The sequence below is a fragment of the Devosia honganensis genome (assembly GCF_042648785.1).
Taxonomy (GTDB): domain Bacteria; phylum Pseudomonadota; class Alphaproteobacteria; order Rhizobiales; family Devosiaceae; genus Devosia; species Devosia honganensis.
This window is the reverse complement of sequence record NZ_JBHRYD010000013.1, coordinates 21,677-40,695: the sequence shown is the minus strand read 5'-3', so window position 1 is coordinate 40,695 and position 19,019 is coordinate 21,677. Positions and strand designations below refer to the sequence as shown.

Genomic DNA, 19,019 nt, shown 5'->3' with positions numbered 1-19,019 from the left:
CTTGTCCCGTCCCGAAGCCCTTCAGCCGCTGTTCCGCTCGCTGCGATCCGTCAAGGGCGTGGGCGACAAGCTGGCGGCGCTGCTGACCCGTTATTTCGGCGCGCCCGAGGGGCAGGACGCCATCGTGCTCGACGTGCTCATGCACATGCCCTCCGGCGTGGTCGACCGCCGCCGCCAGGTCGGGGTGGCCGAAGCCTGGCTCGATCAGGTCGTCACCCTGCTGCTGCATATCGACCGCCACCAGCCCCCGCCGCGCGGCCGGCCCCATGTGCCCCATCGGGTTTTCGCCCATGACGAGACCGGCGACATCCAGTTGGTCTTCTTCCGCGCGCAGGGCGGCTGGGTCGAAAAGGCGCTGCCGGTGGGCGAGCAGCGCTATGTTTCGGGCCGCATCGGCTTCTTCAACGGCGAAAAGCAGATCACCCATCCCGACTACATCGTCGAGCCGGCCGATTTTTCTACCCTCCCGCTGGTCGAGCCGGTCTATCCTCTGACCAGCGGCCTCAGCTCCAGGGCGCTGGCCAAACTGGTGCGCGAGGCGGTCGAGGCGGTTCCGCCGCTGCCCGAATGGATCGATGCGGCGACCATGGCGGGCCGGCAATGGCCATCTTTCCCCGCCGCCATGCGCCAGGTCCATCTGCCGGACGACCCGGAACAGGCGCAGCTCTTCTCTCCGGCCCGCCAGCGCCTCGCCTATGACGAATATCTCGCCGGCCAGATCACCCTGCAGCTCGTCCGCTCCACCATGGTCTCGGAGCGAGGAATTGCGAGAAAATTCACCGGGGATGTGACAAAAAAGGTTAACGATGCGCTGACATTCGCCCTGACGAAGGGACAGCGGGACGCCCTCGAGGACATCCGCGCCGATCTTGCCGCGCCCGATCGCATGTCCCGCCTGTTGCAGGGCGATGTAGGCTCGGGAAAAACCGTCGTCGCCCTGCTGGCCATGGCGGCCATGGCCGAATCGGGGGCCCAGTCGGCCCTGATGGCGCCGACCGAGCTGCTGGCCTCCCAGCATTTCCGCACCATCAAGCCGCTTTGCGACGCCGCCGGGCTCGGCTGCACCCTCATCACCGGCAAGATGCCCGCCGCCGAGCGCCGCGCCATTCTGGCCGGCCTGGCCGACGGCACCATCTCCATCGCCGTGGGCACCCACGCCCTCTTCCAATCCGGCGTTGAATTCAAGGACTTGGGCCTGGTCGTCGTCGACGAGCAGCACCGCTTCGGTGTCCACCAGCGCCTCGCCCTTTCCGACAAGGGCCGCCATACCGACCTGCTGGTGATGACCGCCACGCCCATTCCGCGCACCCTCGTGCTCACCCATTTCGGCGACATGGAGGTGAGTGTCCTGCGCGAAAAGCCCGTGGGCCGGCAGCCTATCGATACGGCCGTCCTGTCCATCGGCGACTATGCGCGGGTCATTGCCCGGCTCCGGGCCCGCCTGGACGAAGGCGCGCAAGCCTATTGGGTCTGTCCGCTGGTGGAGGAGAGCGAGACTCTGGAGGTGGTCAGCGCCGAGGACCGCTTCGCCGAACTGCAAAAAATCTTCGGCGACACCGTCGCCCTGGTCCATGGCCGCATGTCCGCTGCCGCCAAACAGGCGGTGATGGAGCGCTTCAAGGCCAATGAAATCAAGCTCTTGGTAGCCACGACCGTCATCGAGGTCGGCGTCGACGTGCCCAATGCCACCATCATGATCATCGAGCATGCCGAGCGGTTCGGCCTCGCCCAGCTACACCAGTTGCGCGGCCGGGTGGGCCGAGGCTCGCAGCGCTCTGCCTGCCTGCTGCTCTACAAGGAGCCGCTCAGCGAAACCGCAAAAGCCCGCCTGGAAACGATAAAATCCACCGAGGACGGTTTCCTCATCGCCGAGCGCGACCTCGAATTGCGCGGCCAGGGCGACCTGCTCGGCACGAGGCAATCCGGCATGCCCGGCTACCGCCTTGCCGTGCCGGACGTGCATCGGCACCTGCTCGAATTCGCCCATGACGACGCCAAGGCCCTGCTCGCCCGCAATCCCGGCCTTGTCGGCCCCGAAGGCGACGCGGCCCGCATCCTCTTGTATCTGTTCAGGAAAGACCTCGCCATCCCGCTGATCCGGGCGGGCTGACGCCGGGCCTGCCACCCCTGCTGCTGCCCACACCCACCGCTGCTGCCACGGGCTTGAACGTTAGCCTTTGTCCCTAACCGGATCGCCCGATCTATTGGACGGAAGCACGATATTCCCACCCGTCATTGCCCGGTTCATCCGGGCAATCCAGCTTTGCCACCCACATCGCCTGGACCGCCCGGATAAACCGGGCGGTGACGTCGGAGGGGGTACGATATTCTCACCCCGTCATTCCGGCACAGTCCGGAATCCATACCTCCGCGCCGGCGTCTTCGATTCATTCCGGAGCGCAAAACTTATCCCCGCCCCCGGCCGGCCGTGCTATTCCACCGTCACCGACTTCGCCAGATTGCGCGGCTGGTCCACATCGGTGCCCATGAACACCGCCGTGTGATAGGCCAGCAACTGCACTGGAATGGTGGCGAGGATCGGCGCGACGAAAGCGTGGACATGCGGGATTTCGATGATGTCCGCCACGCCCTGCCCCACCGTTTTCGCCCCTTCGGCATCGGTGATGAGGATGATCCGGCCACCGCGCGCCGCCACTTCCTGCATATTGCTCAGCGTCTTGTCGACCAATTCGTCCGAGGGCGCCACGACGATCACCGGCATGGCCTCGTCCACCAGCGCGATAGGTCCGTGCTTTAGTTCGCCCGCCGCATAACCTTCTGCGTGTATATAGCTGATTTCCTTGAGTTTTAACGCCCCTTCCATGGCGACGGGAAACATCGGCCCGCGTCCCAGATAGAGCACGTCCCGGGCCTTGGAGAGGCGCTTGGCGATCTCGGCGATCTGGCCTTCGGCGCCCAGCGCCGCCGACACCGCCGCCGGCAGCGCCGTCAGCGCCCGCACCAGTTCGGCCTCCTGCTCCCCGCTCAACACGCCGCGCGCCCGCCCCGCCGCCACGGCCAGGCTGGCCAGCGCCGTCAGTTGCGCGGTCAGCGCCTTGGTCGAGGCCACGCCGATTTCCGGGCCGCACAGGATCGGGAACACCACGCCCGATTCCCGGGCGATGGTGGATTCCAGCGTATTGACCAGGCTGGCCACGTGCTGGCCCTGCCCGGCGCAATAGCGCAGCGCCGCCAGCGTGTCGGCGGTCTCGCCCGATTGCGAGATGAACAGCGACAGCCCGCCCTTTTCCAGCGGCGGCTCGCGATAGCGGAATTCGGACGCCACATCGATGTCCACCGGCAGCCGCGCATGGCGCTCGAACCAGTATTTGGCGATGGCCCCGGCATAGTAGGCGGTGCCGCAGGCGCTCACGGTCAGCCGCGAAAGCTCCGCGAAATCAAAGGGAAGCGTCTCCCTCAACGCCACTTTTTCGGCGCCCATGTCCACATAGTGGCTCAGCGTATGGGAGATGGTCTCGGGCTGCTCGTAGATTTCCTTGGCCATGAAATGGCGATGATTGCCCTTGTCGACCAGCAGCGCCGAGGCCTGCGAGAGCATCTGCTCGCGCTCCACCAGCGCGTCCCTGCCGTCACGGATGGTGACGCCCCCGGGCGTGATCACCGCCCAGTCGCCGTCCTCGAGATAGGCCAGCCGCGAGGTGAAGGGGGCCAGCGCCATGGCGTCCGAGCCCAGATACATCTCGGTCGCGCCATAGCCCACGGCCAGCGGCGCGCCGTGCCGCGCGGCGATCAGCAGGCCGTTCTCGCCCTTGAACAGGAAGGCCAGCGCGAAGGCGCCCCTGAGCTGTTTCAGCGTCCGCGCCACCGCCAGTTCCGGATCGGCGCCCCGATCCAGTTCCCGCGTCACCCACAGGGCCACCGATTCGGTGTCGGTCTGGGTCTGGGGCAAATAGCCGTCCTGGGCCAGATCGGCGAGCAGTTCGCGAAAATTCTCGATGATGCCGTTATGGACGATGGCCACGCGCTCGGTGGCGTGGGGATGGGCATTGGCCTCGGTCGGCGCGCCATGGGTGGCCCAGCGCGTATGGCCGATGCCGATATGCCCGCCCAGCGGCTCGAAGGAGAGTTTCTGGGCAAGATTCCCCAATTTGCCCTCGGCGCGGCGGCGGGCGATGGCGCCGCTTTCCAGCGTGGCGACGCCGGCGCTGTCATAGCCACGATATTCGAGGCGCCTCAGCGCCTCCACCAGCCGCCCCGCCACCGGGGCATCGCCGACGATCCCAACGATTCCGCACATGCTATTTTCCCCTCGCGGCCTTTTTGGCCAATGCCCGCTCGCGCAGCCGGGACGCATAGCCCGGCTTGTTTTCCTGCCGCGCCCGCCCCAGCGCCAGCGCATCCTCCGGCACGTCCTCGGTGATGACGCTGCCCGAGGCGGTATAGGCCCCGTCGCCAATGGTCACCGGCGCCACCAGTGAGGCGTGCGAGCCGATGAACACATTGTCGCCGATAATGGTCTTGTCCTTGTTCACGCCGTCGTAATTGCAGGTGATGGTGCCCGCGCCGATATTGGTCCCGGCGCCGATCTCGGCGTCCCCCAGATAGCTCAGATGCCCGGCCTTGCTGCCGGCGCCGATGCGGGATTTCTTCACTTCGACGAAATTACCCAGATGCACCTCCGGCCCGAGTTCGGCGCCGCCGCGAATGCGCGCGAAGGGCCCGATCGAGGCCCCCTCCCCGATCACCGCCTCCTCGATGTCGCAAAAGGCGCGGATCTCGACATTGTCGGCGATTTTCACCCCCGGCCCGAACACCACATTGGGAAAAATCGTGACGTCCCGGCCGATTTGCGTATCCCAGGAAAACCACACGCTTTGCGGATCGCGCAGGGTGACCCCGGATTGCAGGAAATCCTCGCGGCGCAGCGTCTGGAACTGCGCCTCCGCTGCCGCCAGCCTGGAGCGGTCGTCAACGCCCATTACCTCCGCGGGGTCGGCTTCAATGAATTCGACCCGCCGGCCATCGCCATTGGCGAGTTCCACCGCGTCGGTAAGATAATACTCGCCTTTGGCATTCTTGTTGCTGATCCGGTCGATAATTGCGCGCAGCGCCTCGGCGCGAAAACCGATAATACCGGAATTGGCCAGCCCGATCCTGCGCTCCTCTTCGCTGGCATCGCGGTGTTCGCGGATAGCCAGCAACCGGCCATCCTGTGTCAGCAAGCGTCCCAGATTCGTGGGGTCCGCTGGCCGATAACCGACCACCACGATATCCGCGCCATCGTCGAGCCGGCTGGTAATAGCTTGGACCGTGCCGCTGGAAACCAGCGGATTATCGGCATAAAGCACCACCACATTGCCGGAGGCATTGGCAAATGCGTCGCGCGCCTGCCGGACGGCATGGCCGGTGCCCAGACGTTCCAACTGGCTGAAAATATGGATGCCCGCCCCGTGTCGGGCCGCTTCGGCCGCCACGGCTTCATGGTTGGGGCCGACCACCACGCAAATATCGGTTGAGCCCGCCTTGAGAGCCGTGCGCATCACATGCCCGACCATGGGCAAGCCCCCCACCTTGTGCAGCACTTTGGGCAGGGCGGAGCGCATCCGCGTCCCCTCGCCCGCCGCAAGAATGATGGAAAGCAGTTCGGCCATGGGGTTGTCTCCGCGCTGCGGGCTTGTGTGCCAGCATTTTCACAAATTTATGGCAGGCAAGAGTTGGCGAACCGATAACAATCGGATCACTCTGTCTTCCGGATGCGCCCGGCGATTCGGAGCGCTTCGGAGGTGCGCGACTTGGCTAGGGCATCGGAGCAGTTCCGGCAATCGGATGTGACGTTGTGGGGCATGGTGGCGATGGCCTGTGCCGGGCTCGCCGTGTTCGGCGCCAATATTTCGGCGCTGGTGCCCCAGAGCGTCCTCGGCGGCCTGCATCAGCCGCGCCTGTCCGATGCCTCCATCGAGACGCTGCGCCGGCAGGTTTCCGATCTGGGCGAACAGACTGCGCGCCTCCGGCGCGAGAACGAGACGCTGCTGTCGCGCTTCGCCCTCCAGGAAAAATCCGGCAACGAGGTGATGCGCCGCGTCGGCGCGCTCGAGGTCAGCCTGCCCGATCTGCTCGAAGCCATTCCGCCGGCGGCGCTGGTCGACCGCTCCAGCGTCACCGCCTCGATCGGCGCCGATGAAACGCTGACCTTCGATGCGGATGGCGGCTCGGTCGCCGTGCGCCGCTCGGCCCTGCCGCTCGCCCTGCCCGATATCGGCACCGGCCAGCCCCTGCCGGCGCCGCTCGCCCCGCAAGCCGCGGCCGATGGCGGCGCCTATGGCATTGCGGTGGGCGCCGCCCTGCCGGAGGAGGAAGCGCCCGGGCGCTGGAACGATCTGTCGCTCAAGCTCGGACCGCTGCTGTTCGGCCTGTCGCCGCTGCTGGCCGATGCGGCCACCGGCGAGGACAAGCGCATCGTCGTCGGCCCTTTCGCCGAAGCGGCCGAAGCGCAGGCCCTCTGCCAGCGTTTCGAGCGCGTCTCCATATCCTGCCTGCCCATGCCCTATGCGGGCGCACCCCTCGTCATATCGCCGTAAGCTCCTTCAAGGCGGTTGACAGCGCATCATCTGCGGTTATGTTCCGCCGCGACGCCGCAGGGCGCCATCGAACGCTTCCGGACCGGACAGCGCCGCTCGGCCGGCCGGATGCGCGATCAGGATGTTGACGCGGAAGGCGGAACGCCCCGCAGGCGCCGGTAGCTCAGTGGTAGAGCATTCGACTTTTAATCGAATGGTCCTGGGTTCGAATCCCAGCCGGCGCACCATCTTTTCCGCATGCCTTCCCTGCTTGAAGCCCATCTTGACGCCGCATCCCCTTGCGGGCAGGAAATCAGGGCCGATCCGGCCCGGAGCCGCCTTGCCTCATGCCGCAATCCTGCATCGATCCCGATCCCTATGCCGAGCTCGACCATCGGGCCGACGCCGCCGAGCTGTCCGAGGAATTCCGCAAGCCGTCCCGCGTTTTCCTGGCCCTGCGCCGCGGCGCGCCCACGACCTATTCCGGCCCGTCCGGCGCCTACCGGCGCATGGCTGTTTGAGAATCAGCACCATCCCGTAATATCGACGGGATCGAATTGATGGCGGAAAATTCATGTCTCAGGATACCACTGACCTGCTCAAGGTTCTGGCCACGACCCTCCTGGTTTTCGCGGCCGGCACGCTGGTCATGCTCTACGCCATCTATCTGTTGGCCCAGTACGGCGCCAACCTGCCCATGGTCGGCGCCCTGCCGCTCAGGGCCCCGCCCGAGTTGGTGCCGCTTCTGGCCGAAAGCCGGGTCTTTTCCACGCTCGCTGCGGTCCACGTCACCGCCTCGGGCCTGGCGCTGCTGCTCGCCAGCACGACCGTGGACATGGCCCTGCTCATCGCCGCCAAGGCGGTCGCCGTCGTCATCGCCGCCCTGCTGGGCTTTGCCGGCGGCCACATGGTCTATCTGCAACTGAGCGAAGGGGCCGCGCTCAATCTCAACCCGCTCCTGCCCGCCCTCCTCGTGCTGATCGGCTTCCTGTTGCTCTCCACCGTGCTCAGCGTTCCCGCCCTGCGCCGGCTGGGCAATCTGCGCTTCGTGCTTGGCATCGCCGCCATCATCCTCGGCCCGCTGCTGCTGATCTGGCTTTAACGCCTTGGCTTGCTCCCCTTGAGGGGAGCGAGCTCAACCCTGGAGCCTTTCATTGTCAGGCGTTGCCTTTGCTCCCCTTCCCCTTGAGGGGAGGAGTCGGGGGTGGGGGTCCTTCGGTGATCCGCTAAATCCACCTCACTCAAGAAGGAGGGGGCGCCGGGTCGCCGCTTCCGTCAAGACCTGAAAGCCCCTAGCCCGCCAGCGTCACCACCACCGCGCCGCGCGGCGTCGCCACCACCGTATGCTCATATTGTACGCAGGGCGCCAGCGGCTCGGCGATCAGCGTCCATTCGTCATCGTCCGATTTCTGCTCGGCCATCTGCCCACCCAGCGACAGGAAGGGCTCGACGGTGAACACCAGCCCATCGCCGATGCGCCGGCGTTCCGAACGGTCGGGCCAGGTGGGGATTTCGCCCGGCTCGTCGTGGAGGCTGTCGCCCACGCCGTGACTGGCCAGGTTGCGGATCAGCGTGTAGCCGCCCTTCTTAGCCACCTTGCCGATGGCGGTGCCGATATCGGCCAGCGGCGCGCCGGCCTTCACCGCGCGGATGCCGGCCCACATGGCCTTCTTGCCATCGCGGCACAGCGCCTCCAGCCGCCTGTCGCCCCGACCCAGCACATAGGAGGCGCCGCAATCGGCGAAAACCCCGTCCTTGGCGGCCGAGACGTCGATATTGACCAGATCGCCCTCCGCCAGCACCCGGTCGCCGGGAATGCCGTGGGCGATCTCCTCATTGACGGAAATGCAGGTGGCGCCGGGGAAATCATAGGTGAGGATCGGCGCCGACACCGCGCCGTGCTCCGCCAGGATTTTCGCCCCGATCTCATCCAGCTCCAGCGTCGTCATGCCCGGGCGCATGGCCGCCGCCATGGCCTCGCGCGCCACCGCGCAGATGCGCCCGATGGCCTTGAGCTTGTCGAGCTGCTCCTCGGTGGTGATGGTCACGGCCTACGCCTTGTTGGCCAGGTAATAGCCGAGCAGGCCCTGGGTGGAGCTGTCGTGCCCCTCCCCGCTTACCTTGCCCTCGACCTTGGGCAGCAGCGCCTTGGCCAGTTGCTTGCCCAGTTCCACTCCCCACTGGTCGTAGGAATTGACGTTCCAGATCACCCCCTGCACGAACACCTTGTGCTCGTAGAGCGCCACCAGCTTGCCCAGCGTTTCCGGCGTCAGCTTCTGGTAGAACAGCGTGTTCGAAGGCCGGTTGCCGGGGAACACCTTGTGCGGCGTCAGGTCCTTGATCTCCGCCTTGGACAGGCCCTGCGCCTTGAGCTCGGCGCCCACCTCCTCCTCGGTCTTGCCCAGCATCAGCGCCTCGGACTGCGCCAGCACATTGGCCACCAGCTTGTCGTGATGCGGCGGCAGGTGCTCGTGCGGCTGCGCCGCGATCAGGAAATCGCAGGGGATGACGTCGGTGCCCTGGTGGATGAGCTGGAAGAAGGCGTGCTGGCCATTGGTGCCCGGCTCGCCCCAGACGATGGGGCCGGTGGACCAGCCGACCGGCTTGCCGGCCAGCGTCACCGACTTGCCGTTCGATTCCATGTCCTGTTGCTGCAGATAGGCCGGGAACCGGCTCATCCGCTGGTCGTAGGGCAGCACGGCATGCGTCGAGAACCCCCACACATTGCGATACCACACGCCCAGGAGGCCCATGATCACCGGCAGGTTCTTTTCCAGCGGCGTTTCAAGGAAATGCCGGTCCATGGCATCGGCGCCGGCGAGGAATTTGGCGAAATTGCCGTAGCCGATGGCCAGCGCCACCGGCAGGCCGATGGCCGACCACACCGAATAGCGCCCGCCGACCCAGTCCCAGAACCCGAAAATGCGGTCCTCGCGGATGCCGAACCGGGCGCAGGCCTCGATATTGGTGGAGACGGCGACGAAATGGTTGGGCACCGCCTCCTCGCCCAGCGCCTCGGCCAGCCAGTGCCGGGCCGAATGGGCGTTGGTCATGGTCTCGTCGGTGGTGAAAGTCTTCGAGGCGACGATGAACAGCGTCCTGCGGGGGTCGAGCCCCTTGAGGATGTCGTGGATATGGGCGCCGTCGACATTGGAGACGTAATGGGCGCGCAGCTCGGGCCGCGTATAGGGCGCCAGCGCCAGCGTCACCATGGCCGGACCCAAATCCGACCCGCCAATGCCGATATTGACCACATCGGTGAATTGCGCGCCGCCATGGCCGGTGATCTCGCCTTTGCGTACGCCGTTGCTATAGGCCTCCATGGCCTTGAGCACGCCGCGCACCTCGGGCATCACGTCCTTGCCGTCGACTTCCACCGGCCGGTCGCCCTGATAGCGCAGCGCCATATGCATGACGGCCCGGTCTTCGGTGGTGTTGATATGCTCGCCCTCGCACATCTGCGCGCGTCGCTCCTCGACGCCGGCGGCGCGCGCCAGCTCGAAAAGCGCAGCCATGACAGCCTCGTCGATGCGATTCTTCGAGTAATCCAGCAAGATATCCGCGCCGCTTGCCGAGAAGCGCCGGAAGCGGTTGGGGTCCTCGGCGAAGAGCAGCCGCATGGGCTGGTCCTCCATTGCCTTGCGCAATTTGCCCAGTGCCTCGAAACCGGCCTTGCGTCCCGATTTAGCCATCTGTTTGAACCCCTGCATTGAATGGATTACAGCGCCGGCAGGTCGCCGGCCGCCCAGGCGGCGCGTGTCTGCGCCGCGAAGTCGGTCATGGTGCCCGCCGCGATGGCGGCGCGCGCGCCCGAAGTCAGTTCCTGATAATAGGCGAGATTGATCTGCGAAAGCACCATGGCGCCCAAAATCTCTTCGGTTCTTACCAGATGGTGCAGATAGGCGCGGCTCCAGCGCCGGCAATTGGCGTTGGGCGAGGCCTCGTCCAGCGGCCGGTGATCATCCTTGTGCCGGGCGTTTTTCAGGTTGATGACGCCGAAGCGCGTATAGGCGTGGCCGTGCCGGCCGGCCCGTGTGGGATGCACGCAGTCGAACATGTCGATGCCGCGCTCGATGCCGCCCAGGATGTCGTCGGGCTTGCCCACGCCCATCAGATAGCGCGGCCGGTCCTCCGGCAGTTCCGGCACGATCTCGTCCAAGACGCGGAACATCACCGCCTGCGGCTCGCCCACCGCCAGCCCGCCCACCGCATAGCCGTCAAAGCCGATGGATTTCAGCCCCGCCGCCGAGCGCGCCCGCAATTCCGGATCGTCCCCGCCCTGCACGATGCCGAACAGCGCCCGGTTGGCCTGGTTGGCGAAGGCCGTCTTGGACCGGTCCGCCCAGCGCAGCGACAATTCCATCGCCCGCTCCATCTCCCGGCGCTCGGCCGGCAGCGCGATGCACTCGTCCAGTTGCATGATGATATCGCTGTCGAGCAGGGTCTGGATCTCGATGGAGCGCTCCGGCGTCAATTCGTGGGTCGAGCCGTCGATATGCGAGCGGAAGGTCACGCCCTGTTCGGTGAGTTTCCTGAGCTTGGCCAGCGACATCACCTGGAACCCGCCGCTATCGGTCAGGATCGGCCGCTGCCAGTCCATGAACACGTGCAGCCCCCCCAATGCCGCCACCCGCTCGGCGCCGGGGCGCAGCATCAGGTGATAGGTATTGCCCAGCAGAATGTCCGCGCCGGTCTCGCGCACCTGCTCGGGATACATGGCCTTGACCGTGCCGGCCGTGCCCACCGGCATGAAGGCGGGGGTGTTGATCTCGCCGCGCGGCGTGTCGATGCGGCCGCGGCGGGACTGGCCATCGCTGGCGAGAAGGGAGAAGCTGACCTGTTTCATGCGCGCGGTTCTACCGGTTTGGCCGGGTGGATGGAAGCCCCGCTCATGCCAGCGCAGTCACCGCGGCAAGGCCCAGGTGATAGGCGCCCACGATGATGCCGCCGGCGAGCATCAGCCCCAGAAAGGTCGCGCCCAGCCCGACGATGACGCCGATGCCGTCGCGGTTGAGCATGGAAAAGGCGATGATGCAGAGCCCCACATTGGGGATGGCGTTGATGAAGGGGATCGGCAGCGACATCACCACGCTGACCAGGATCACCAGCAGCGCATAGGGCAGATTGGCCGCCGCTCCGGTAAGGAATCGCAGCCGCGGCCGCGAGAGCCGCGCCAGCACCGCGGCGACCTTGACCACCTGGTCGCTGGCCTTGATCAGCATATCCAGCTTCAGCCGCCGATTGCCGATGATGCCCGGCAGGCGGATCGGCCGTCCCAGCAGCATGGCGACGGCGATGGCGCAGGTGGTCCAGGCGATGGTGCCGCCATAGCCCGGCGGGCCGGGGATCATGTTGAACAGCGACACCACCAGCAGCAGCAGCCGATGCGCCTTCGGCCCCAGCAGCAGCACCAGCCCGGAAAGGGTGAGGTGGGATTGCTCGCCCTCTGCAGCCCGGCGCAGGGCGGAGGCGATCCGCCTTGTATAGCGTGAGATCGGCGCGACGCGCTCGCTCACACCCCGTCCCCGGGATGGGGAGCGCGATGGAGCAGCGAGGAATCGCCGTAGGAATAGAAGCGGTAGCCTTCCGCGATGGCGTGGGCATAGGCCGCCTTCATCGTCTCCAGCCCCGAAAAGGCGCTGACCAGCATGAACAGCGTGGACTTCGGCAGGTGGAAATTGGTCATCAGCAGGTCCACCGTGCGGAAGCGGAAGCCGGGCGTGATGAAGATATCGGTGTCCCCGATGAAGCTCTGCAATTCGCCGGTGGCCCGGGACGCCGTTTCCAGCAGCCGCAAACTGGTCGTGCCGACCGCCACCACGCGCCCGCCGGCGGCGCGGCGCGCCTTGATCCGCCCGGCTGTCGCCTGGTCGATCTCGCCCCATTCCGAATGCATCACGTGGTCTTCGGTGTCGTCCACCTTCATCGGCAGGAAGGTCCCCGCCCCCACATGCAGCGTCACCCGCTCGGTGACCACGTCCATGTCGGCGAGCCGCTGCAGCAATGCCTGGGTGAAGTGCAGGCCCGCCGTCGGCGCCGCCACCGCCCCGTCCTCGGCGGCATAGACGGTCTGGTAATCGACCTTGTCGCGCTCCTCCACCGCCCGCTTGGCCCCGATATAGGGCGGCAGCGGCATGGCGCCATGGGCTTTGATCGCCTCGTCCAGCTCCGCCCCGCCCAGCTCGAACTCCAGCGTCACCTCGCCGGTCTCGCCCTTGCCGGTCACCCGGGCGACCAGCGGGGCGGCGGCGCCATTGCCCAGCTCAAGCCGGTCGAGCAGCGCCAGCTTCTTGGCCGGCCGCGCAAAGGCCCGCCAGCCATGCGCATCCACGCGCTTGTGCAGGTTGAACGACACGCCCGCCCGGGCCTCGCCGCGAATGCGGACGCCCTTCAGCTCCGCCGGCAGCACGCGGGTGTCGTTGACCACCAGCACGTCGCCGGGCCGCAACAGCGTCAGCAGGTCGGGGATATGCAGGTCCCGCAGGCCGGCGCCGGGCTCGACCTCCAGCAGCCGCGCGCTGTCGCGCGGCTCGGCCGGGTGCAGCGCGATCAGGCGTTCTGGCAGGTCGAAGTCGAATTCGGAAACGCGCATGGGAGTGGCTGCCATGGTCGCCCCGCCACCGCGTCATTCCCGCGAAAGGGAGCCTCTGTTACGGAGCGGGGCATCCGCCGATGGAGGCCCCCGCTTTCGCGGGGACGACAAGGCGGGGTGCGGCCCCTATTCGGCGATATCGGCCGCGACTTTGACCGAAACCATCTTGTCCGGGTTGATCACCGGCTCGCCGCGCTTGATCTGGTCGACATTCTCCATGCCTTCGATCACCTGGCCCCAGACCGTATATTGACGGTTGAGGAACGGTGCATCGGCAAAGCAGATGAAGAACTGCGAATTGGCGCTGTCGGGGTCCTGGGCGCGGGCCATCGAGGCGGTGCCGCGCACATGCGGCTCGGCGTTGAATTCCTGCTTGAGGTTCGCATATTGCGAGCCGCCGGTGCCGGTGCGCGACGGGTTGAAATCGGACGAATTGGAATTGCCGAACTTCACGTCGCCGGTCTGGGCCATGAAGCCCTCGATCACGCGATGGAACACCACCCCGTCATAAGCGCCCTCGCGCGCCAGCTTCTTGATGTGCTCGACATGGCCGGGCGCCACTTCGGGCTTCATGGCGATGACCACCTTGCCCTGGGTGGTTTCGATGACGAGGGTGTTTTCGGGATCGGCATAGGCCATGAGGGGTCTCTTTCCTTTGAAGAACGTGGCCCGGATTTAGGCCCATTGGGCGCCAAGCGCAAGGCGAGGATGGCTCCTTCGCCTCCCTCCTCCTTGCGGGGGAAGGATCGAGGGTGGCGGGCGGGATTGTCGGCGAACGCGATTGCTTCAGGGAAAAAATCGATGGCGCGGAACCCTGCCCTAACCCATCCCCAAGGGAGAGGTAAGAAAGCGCGTGCCGCCGGATCGTTACGCCCGGACCCTACTGATAGGCGATTTCCGCCTTCACGATCCTGTCCGGATTGGCGACGGCCCCGTTCAGCTCCTGCGGTCCCTTTTCCAGCGCGTCGACCGCTTCCATGCCCGAGACCACCTTGCCGAACACGGTATATTGCCCGTCGAGGAAGCTGGCATCGGCGGTGGTGATGAAGAATTGCGAGTTGAACGAATTGGGGTTCTGCGAGCGCGCCGCGCCGACCACGCCGCGCACAAAACTCTCGGAATTGAACTCGGCCTCGACATCGGGCAGGTCCGAGCCGCCGGTGCCGGCCATGGAGAGGTTGTAGCCGGGGCTGTCCGCCTTGCCATTGGCCACGTCGCCGGTCTGGGCCATGAAGCCGTCGATGACGCGGTGGAACACCACGCCGTCATAGGCCCCCTGTTCCGTCAGCGTCACGATCCGCTCCACATGCCTGGGGGCGATGGCCGGCAGCAATTCGATGTCGACCACGCCGTCTTCCAGCGTCAGCAGCAGATGCGGCGTGCCCTCCTGCGCAAGGGCCGGGGCGGCGGCGAGGAGAGTTGTGCCCAGCGTCAGGGCGGCGAAGGTGCGGCGGGTGAGCTTGATCATCGGGACTGCAATGCCTTGAGAACGATTGGCGGGACGAAGGCGGAAATATCCCCGCCCATTTCTGCGATCTGCCGTACCAATGTGGCCGAGATATGCCGCACCGGCGGGCTGGAAGGCAAAAACACCGTTTGCAGGTCCGGCGCCATCTGCGCGTTCATGCCTACCATCTGCATTTCGTAATTATAGTCGGTGGTGTCGCGCAGGCCGCGAATGATCAGCCGCGCGCCATGCTCGCGCGCCGCATTGATCATCAACCCGGAAAAATCGACCACCTGGAATTTGGTGCCGGTGCGCTTGCCGATGGCCGGCAGCGCCTGGTTGAGAATGGCCACCCGGTCCTCGTGGACGAAAAGGGGATTCTTCTTGGTGGCGTTGATGCCCACCGCCACCACCAGCGTATCGACCAGCTTGCAGGCGCGCTCGATAACGTCGAGATGCCCGTTGGTCAGCGGATCGAAAGACCCGGGATAGAACCCGACCAGACCGCTCATGCGGACCCCCTTCCCTTTGTAGTTACGGCGTTTTTGTCACTTCCACCGGCCGGTGGCAAGCTTCGAACCGTCCCGCAGGGTCAATCGCTCCGGAGTGGCTGGATCGAGGTGGGGTTCGTCCAGTTCCTCGAGCAGCCCTATTCCGGGAGCGGCATGCCGCTCCAGGCGTCCACCGCGAAATCCACGAGTGTACGGGCCGGCAATAGCAGACACGGTGCCGAACCTGCCATGCCGGTTCGGACAAGATTTGCAGCTTGCAGAGGCGTGCTCAGGGACAGGAAATGATCTGCATCGACCAGAGGAGGCGTGCGATAGAACACCCATTGCCGGCGCCCCTCGACCAGCATGGCAGCACCCTCGACATGGGAACGGCGCCCGGGCCAGGCCCGCTGCTCGGCCAGATGCAGCATGGTGCAGCGCTCCAGGCCCACACCCAGCAACAGGATATGGGCATCGAGCTCATAGAGCCGGGCCAGTGGCGACCCTTCGCCCAACGGGCTTTCCAACGCGTGATCGGCAAGGATCGTCTCGGCCAACGGCCCCCGGGCGGCGAAGGAACAAGCGGGATGATCGCTGCGCCGCACTCCGGGCCAGCTTCGAAACAGTTCGGCGATCCTTCCCATATTCCGCGTCGGGGTCCGCTCCGGATCGAAGGCCGGCATTTCGGCGCGGATCAGCTCGATCCAGTCAGCGGGCACCGGCGGCGCCTGCCAGCGGGCCGGATCGGTCCAGTCGGCCGAATGCGCCGGCATTACGAGCGTTCCGCTGTCTCCGATGGCATCTCCCAGCGCTTCGATAACCGCCACCGGCCCGCCTGCGACCCAGCCGATCCGGCTCAGCGACGCATGCACGAGCACGATGTTGCCCCGCGCTATTCCCAGCCGGCGGAAATCGGCGGCTAGGCTGGTGCGCGTACGCGGCAGCGGCGTGTTCGCGATGCTACCGTACTCGGACATGGACCCTCCCCGTCGTCCGCCGAAGCCGGTCGCTTAGCTGTCGCCGCCTTCCACCGGTGTCTCGGGCGCCTCAGGCGCGCTATCGTCGCCCTCGTCGCCGTCCTCGTCCTCCGGTTCGCTGATGCGCTCCACCGAGACCACCTTCTCGTCCTCGGCGGTGTCGAACACGATCACCCCTTGCGAGGCGCGGCTGACGATGCGGATCGGCTTGTCGCCGCCCACCGGCAGGCGGATGGTCTGGCCGCCATCGCTGATCAGCATGATCTGATCCTCGTCCTCCACCGGGAAGCTGGCCACCAGACTGCCGTTGCGCTTGTTGACCGCCATGGCGACGATGCCTTTGCCGCCGCGTCCGGTGATCCGGTATTCGTGGCTGGAGGTGCGCTTGCCGTAGCCGTTTTCCGAAATGGTCAGGATGAACTGCTCGGTGGCGCCCATCTGCGCATAGCGCTCCTGGCCCAGTTCGCCCGCCATCGCGTCGGCCTCGCCCTCGTCGGCGCTGCCGTCGTCGGCCTCGCCGCGCATCGCCCGGCTCATCTTGAGATAGGCGGCGCGCTCCTCGGCGGAGGCGTCCGAATGGTTGATCACCGCCATGGAGATGACCGTGTCGCCCTCTCCGAGCTGGATGCCGCGCACGCCCATGGAATCGCGGCCCTTGAACAGGCGCACGTCATCGACGCGGAAGCGGATCGCCTGCCCCAGCGCCGTGGTCAGCAGCACGTCGTTGTTGACCGTGCAGGTCTCGACGCCCACGATCTCGTCGCCTTCGTCCAGCTTCATGGCGATCTTGCCGTTCTGGCGCACCTCCACGAAATCGGCCAGCGAGTTGCGGCGCACCGTGCCGCGCGTGGTGGCGAACATGATGTCGAGATCGCCCCAGGAGCTTTCGTCCTCGGGCAGCGGCATGATCGAGGTGACGCGCTCCCCCTGCTCCAGCGGCAGGATGTTGATCAGCGCCTTGCCGCGCGCATTGGCGGCCGCCAGTGGCAGGCGCCAGACCTTGAGCTTGTAGGCGATGCCCCGGCTGGTGAAGAACAGCACCGGCGTATGGGTATTGGCCACGAACAGCCGCGAGACGAAATCCTCCTCGCGCGTGGCCATGCCCGAGCGGCCCTTGCCGCCGCGGTTCTGCGCCCGGTAAGTCGAGAGCGGCACGCGCTTGATGTAGCCGGCATGGCTGACCGTCACCACCATGTCCTCGCGGGCGATCAGGTCCTCGTCCTCGAAGTCGGCGGCATGGTCGGTGATTTCGGTGCGGCGCGGCGAGCCGAACTGCTCGCGGATGTCCTCCAGCTCCTTGCGGATGATGTCGAGGACCCGTTCGCGCGAGCGCAATATATCGAGATAATCCTCGATTTCGCCGCCCAGCCCGTTGAGCTCGTCGCCGATCTCGTCGCGGCCCAGCGCGGTCAGGCGGGCGAGGCGCAGCTCGAGGATGGCGCGGGCCTGTTCTTCCGAGAGGTTGAAGGTGCCGTCCTCGTTGATGCGGTGGCGCGGATCGTCGATCAGCTTGATCAGCGGCGCCACGTCCGCCGCCGGCCAGCGGCGGGTCATCAATTGCTCGCGCGCCGAGGCGGGATCGGGCGCGGTGCGGATCAGCGCGATCACCTCGTCGATATTGGCGACGGCGACGGCCAGGCCCACCAGCACATGGGCGCGGTCGCGCGCCTTGTTGAGCAGGAACCGCGCCCGCCGCGTCACCACTTCCTCGCGGAACTCGATGAAGCAGTCGAGGATCTGCCTGAGGTTCATCAGCTCCGGCTTGCCGCCGTTGAGCGCCACGAAATTGCAGCCGAACGAGCTTTGCAGCGGCGTGAACCGGTAGAGCTGGTTGAGCACCACGTCGGGCAGCGCGTCGCGCTTCACCTCGATCACCACCCGCATGCCCTCGCGGCTGGATTCGTCGCGCAGGTCGGCAATGCCCTCGATGCGCTTGTCGCGCACCAGTTCGGCGATCTTCTCCACCATCGAGGCCTTGTTCACCTGATAGGGGATTTCGGTGATGACGATGGCCTCGCGCTCCTTACGCACCTCCTCGATGGTGGAGCGCCCGCGCACGATGATCGAGCCGCGCCCGGTCTCATAGGCCTGGCGGATGCCGGCGCGCCCGAGGATGATGCCGCCGGTGGGAAAGTCCGGCCCGGGCAGGTGCTCGAGCAATTCCTCGGTGGAGATGGCGGGGTTGTCGAGCACGGCCAGCGTGGCGTTGATGGTCTCGGCCAGATTGTGCGTGGGCACGTTGGTCGCCATGCCCACGGCGATGCCGCCGCCGCCATTGACCAGCATGTTGGGGAAGCGCGCCGGCAGCACGGTCGGCTCGTGCTCCGAACCGTCGTAGTTCGGGCGGAAATCCACCGTGTCCTTGTCCAGATCGTCCAGCATGAAGCCGGTGATCTTCTGCATGCGCACTTCGGTGTAGCGCATGGCCGCCGGCATGTCGCCGTCGACGGAGCCGAAATTGCCCTGCCCTTCCACCAGCATCTGGCCCATGGAAAAATCCTGGGCCATGCGCACCAGCGCCATATAGACGGCGCTGTCGCCATGCGGGTGATATTTACCGATCACGTCGCCGACGACGCGGGCCGACTTGCGGAACGGCTTGTTGTGCTCGTAGCCGTTCTCGCTCATCGAGAACAGGATGCGCCGGTGCACCGGCTTGAGCCCGTCCCGCACGTCCGGCAGCGCCCGGCTGACGATCACGCTCATGGCGTAATCGAGATAGCTCTTGCGCATTTCGTCGGTGATGTAGATCGGGGCGATGTCGGAGGGCGCGGGGCCGCCGCTCACGTCTTCAGGCGTATCTGTCACGGGGTGATTCTACGTTGGTTTTCTTGTCCGATAGATAGGCGATTCCGAGCCGGATTACCAATTTTCCCGTGCCCGCCGCTGTGGAGAGCGGTGTTTTCCGGCCCCGGTCCGGATGCTGGCGATCCTGCGGATGCTGGACCTGCCGCCGGCAAGCCCGTAAAAACCATTTCAGTGCCGCCTTGGGGG

Annotated in this window: 16 protein-coding genes and 1 tRNA gene; 5 read left to right on the top strand and 12 right to left on the bottom strand. The window is 66.1% G+C overall.

The genetic code is table 11. The features are described from left to right. The first annotated feature begins 1 nt into the window (after position 1). Complete coding sequence (gene recG, locus ACFOOL_RS13425; protein WP_380097676.1) at positions 2-2,110, top strand: ATP-dependent DNA helicase RecG; 2,109 nt, start codon at positions 2-4, stop codon at positions 2,108-2,110. 321 nt (positions 2,111-2,431) lie between these two features. On the opposite strand, the gene glmS is transcribed toward recG, so the two are convergent. Further along, positions 2,432-4,258 carry a glutamine--fructose-6-phosphate transaminase (isomerizing) gene (gene glmS / locus ACFOOL_RS13420; RefSeq protein ID WP_380097675.1) on the bottom strand — a complete coding sequence of 609 codons (1,827 nt, stop codon included), beginning with the start codon at positions 4,256-4,258 and terminating at the stop codon, positions 2,432-2,434. A gap of 1 nt (position 4,259) precedes the next feature. Then, positions 4,260-5,612: a bifunctional UDP-N-acetylglucosamine diphosphorylase/glucosamine-1-phosphate N-acetyltransferase GlmU gene (glmU, locus tag ACFOOL_RS13415; protein WP_380097674.1), complete on the bottom strand. Its 1,353-nt coding sequence runs from the start codon at positions 5,610-5,612 to the stop codon at positions 4,260-4,262. A 141-nt stretch (positions 5,613-5,753) separates the two neighbouring features. On the opposite strand from glmU, the gene ACFOOL_RS13410 reads away from it, so the two are divergent. From ACFOOL_RS13410 to ACFOOL_RS13395, 4 genes are all read left to right on the top strand, one after another. Continuing rightward, on the top strand, positions 5,754-6,539 hold the full coding sequence (locus ACFOOL_RS13410; RefSeq protein WP_380097673.1) for a hypothetical protein: 786 nt from the start codon (positions 5,754-5,756) through the stop codon (positions 6,537-6,539). 152 nt (positions 6,540-6,691) lie between these two features. Next, positions 6,692-6,766, top strand: a tRNA-Lys gene (locus ACFOOL_RS13405). Between the two features lie 99 nt (positions 6,767-6,865). Further along, positions 6,866-7,039, top strand: coding sequence for a hypothetical protein (locus ACFOOL_RS13400; RefSeq protein ID WP_380097672.1), 174 nt, complete (start codon positions 6,866-6,868; stop codon positions 7,037-7,039). A gap of 53 nt (positions 7,040-7,092) precedes the next feature. Further along, a complete protein-coding gene (locus tag ACFOOL_RS13395) occupies positions 7,093-7,620 on the top strand; it encodes a hypothetical protein (RefSeq protein WP_380097671.1) in 528 nt (175 codons plus the stop codon). 190 nt (positions 7,621-7,810) lie between these two features. Here the strand turns inward: ACFOOL_RS13395 and map are convergent, their stop codons facing one another. The 10 genes from map to gyrA all read right to left on the bottom strand — a co-directional run bounded on the left by map (position 7,811) and on the right by gyrA (position 18,833). Next, the gene (map, locus tag ACFOOL_RS13390) at positions 7,811-8,566 is read right to left on the bottom strand and encodes a type I methionyl aminopeptidase (RefSeq protein WP_380097669.1); all 756 of its coding nucleotides are present in this window, start codon (positions 8,564-8,566) and stop codon (positions 7,811-7,813) included. Between the two features lie 3 nt (positions 8,567-8,569). Further along, positions 8,570-10,210, bottom strand: coding sequence for a glucose-6-phosphate isomerase (gene pgi / locus ACFOOL_RS13385; protein ID WP_380097667.1), 1,641 nt, complete (start codon positions 10,208-10,210; stop codon positions 8,570-8,572). 26 nt (positions 10,211-10,236) lie between these two features. Beyond that, positions 10,237-11,364 carry a tRNA guanosine(34) transglycosylase Tgt gene (tgt, locus tag ACFOOL_RS13380; RefSeq protein WP_380097665.1) on the bottom strand — a complete coding sequence of 376 codons (1,128 nt, stop codon included), beginning with the start codon at positions 11,362-11,364 and terminating at the stop codon, positions 10,237-10,239. A 43-nt stretch (positions 11,365-11,407) separates the two neighbouring features. Continuing rightward, on the bottom strand, positions 11,408-12,034 hold the full coding sequence (locus ACFOOL_RS13375) for an exopolysaccharide biosynthesis protein (RefSeq protein WP_380097664.1): 627 nt from the start codon (positions 12,032-12,034) through the stop codon (positions 11,408-11,410). Next, positions 12,031-13,110 carry a tRNA preQ1(34) S-adenosylmethionine ribosyltransferase-isomerase QueA gene (gene queA / locus ACFOOL_RS13370; RefSeq protein ID WP_380098010.1) on the bottom strand — a complete coding sequence of 360 codons (1,080 nt, stop codon included), beginning with the start codon at positions 13,108-13,110 and terminating at the stop codon, positions 12,031-12,033. The genes ACFOOL_RS13375 and queA overlap by 4 nt, the downstream gene beginning before the upstream one ends. Positions 13,111-13,236: 126 nt before the next feature. Next, positions 13,237-13,749: a peptidylprolyl isomerase gene (locus ACFOOL_RS13365; RefSeq protein ID WP_380097662.1), complete on the bottom strand. Its 513-nt coding sequence runs from the start codon at positions 13,747-13,749 to the stop codon at positions 13,237-13,239. A 241-nt stretch (positions 13,750-13,990) separates the two neighbouring features. Beyond that, positions 13,991-14,578, bottom strand: coding sequence for a peptidylprolyl isomerase (locus tag ACFOOL_RS13360; protein WP_380097661.1), 588 nt, complete (start codon positions 14,576-14,578; stop codon positions 13,991-13,993). Further along, positions 14,575-15,069, bottom strand: a complete 495-nt coding sequence (gene coaD, locus ACFOOL_RS13355; RefSeq protein WP_380097659.1) for a pantetheine-phosphate adenylyltransferase — start codon at positions 15,067-15,069, stop codon at positions 14,575-14,577. The genes ACFOOL_RS13360 and coaD overlap by 4 nt, the downstream gene beginning before the upstream one ends. Positions 15,070-15,206: 137 nt before the next feature. Then, on the bottom strand, positions 15,207-16,025 hold the full coding sequence (locus ACFOOL_RS13350; RefSeq protein WP_380097658.1) for an aminoglycoside N(3)-acetyltransferase: 819 nt from the start codon (positions 16,023-16,025) through the stop codon (positions 15,207-15,209). Between the two features lie 33 nt (positions 16,026-16,058). Further along, positions 16,059-18,833 (bottom strand): DNA gyrase subunit A, encoded by a 2,775-nt coding sequence (gene gyrA, locus ACFOOL_RS13345; protein ID WP_380097656.1) that lies wholly within the window; start codon positions 18,831-18,833, stop codon positions 16,059-16,061. Positions 18,834-19,019 lie beyond the last annotated feature (186 nt).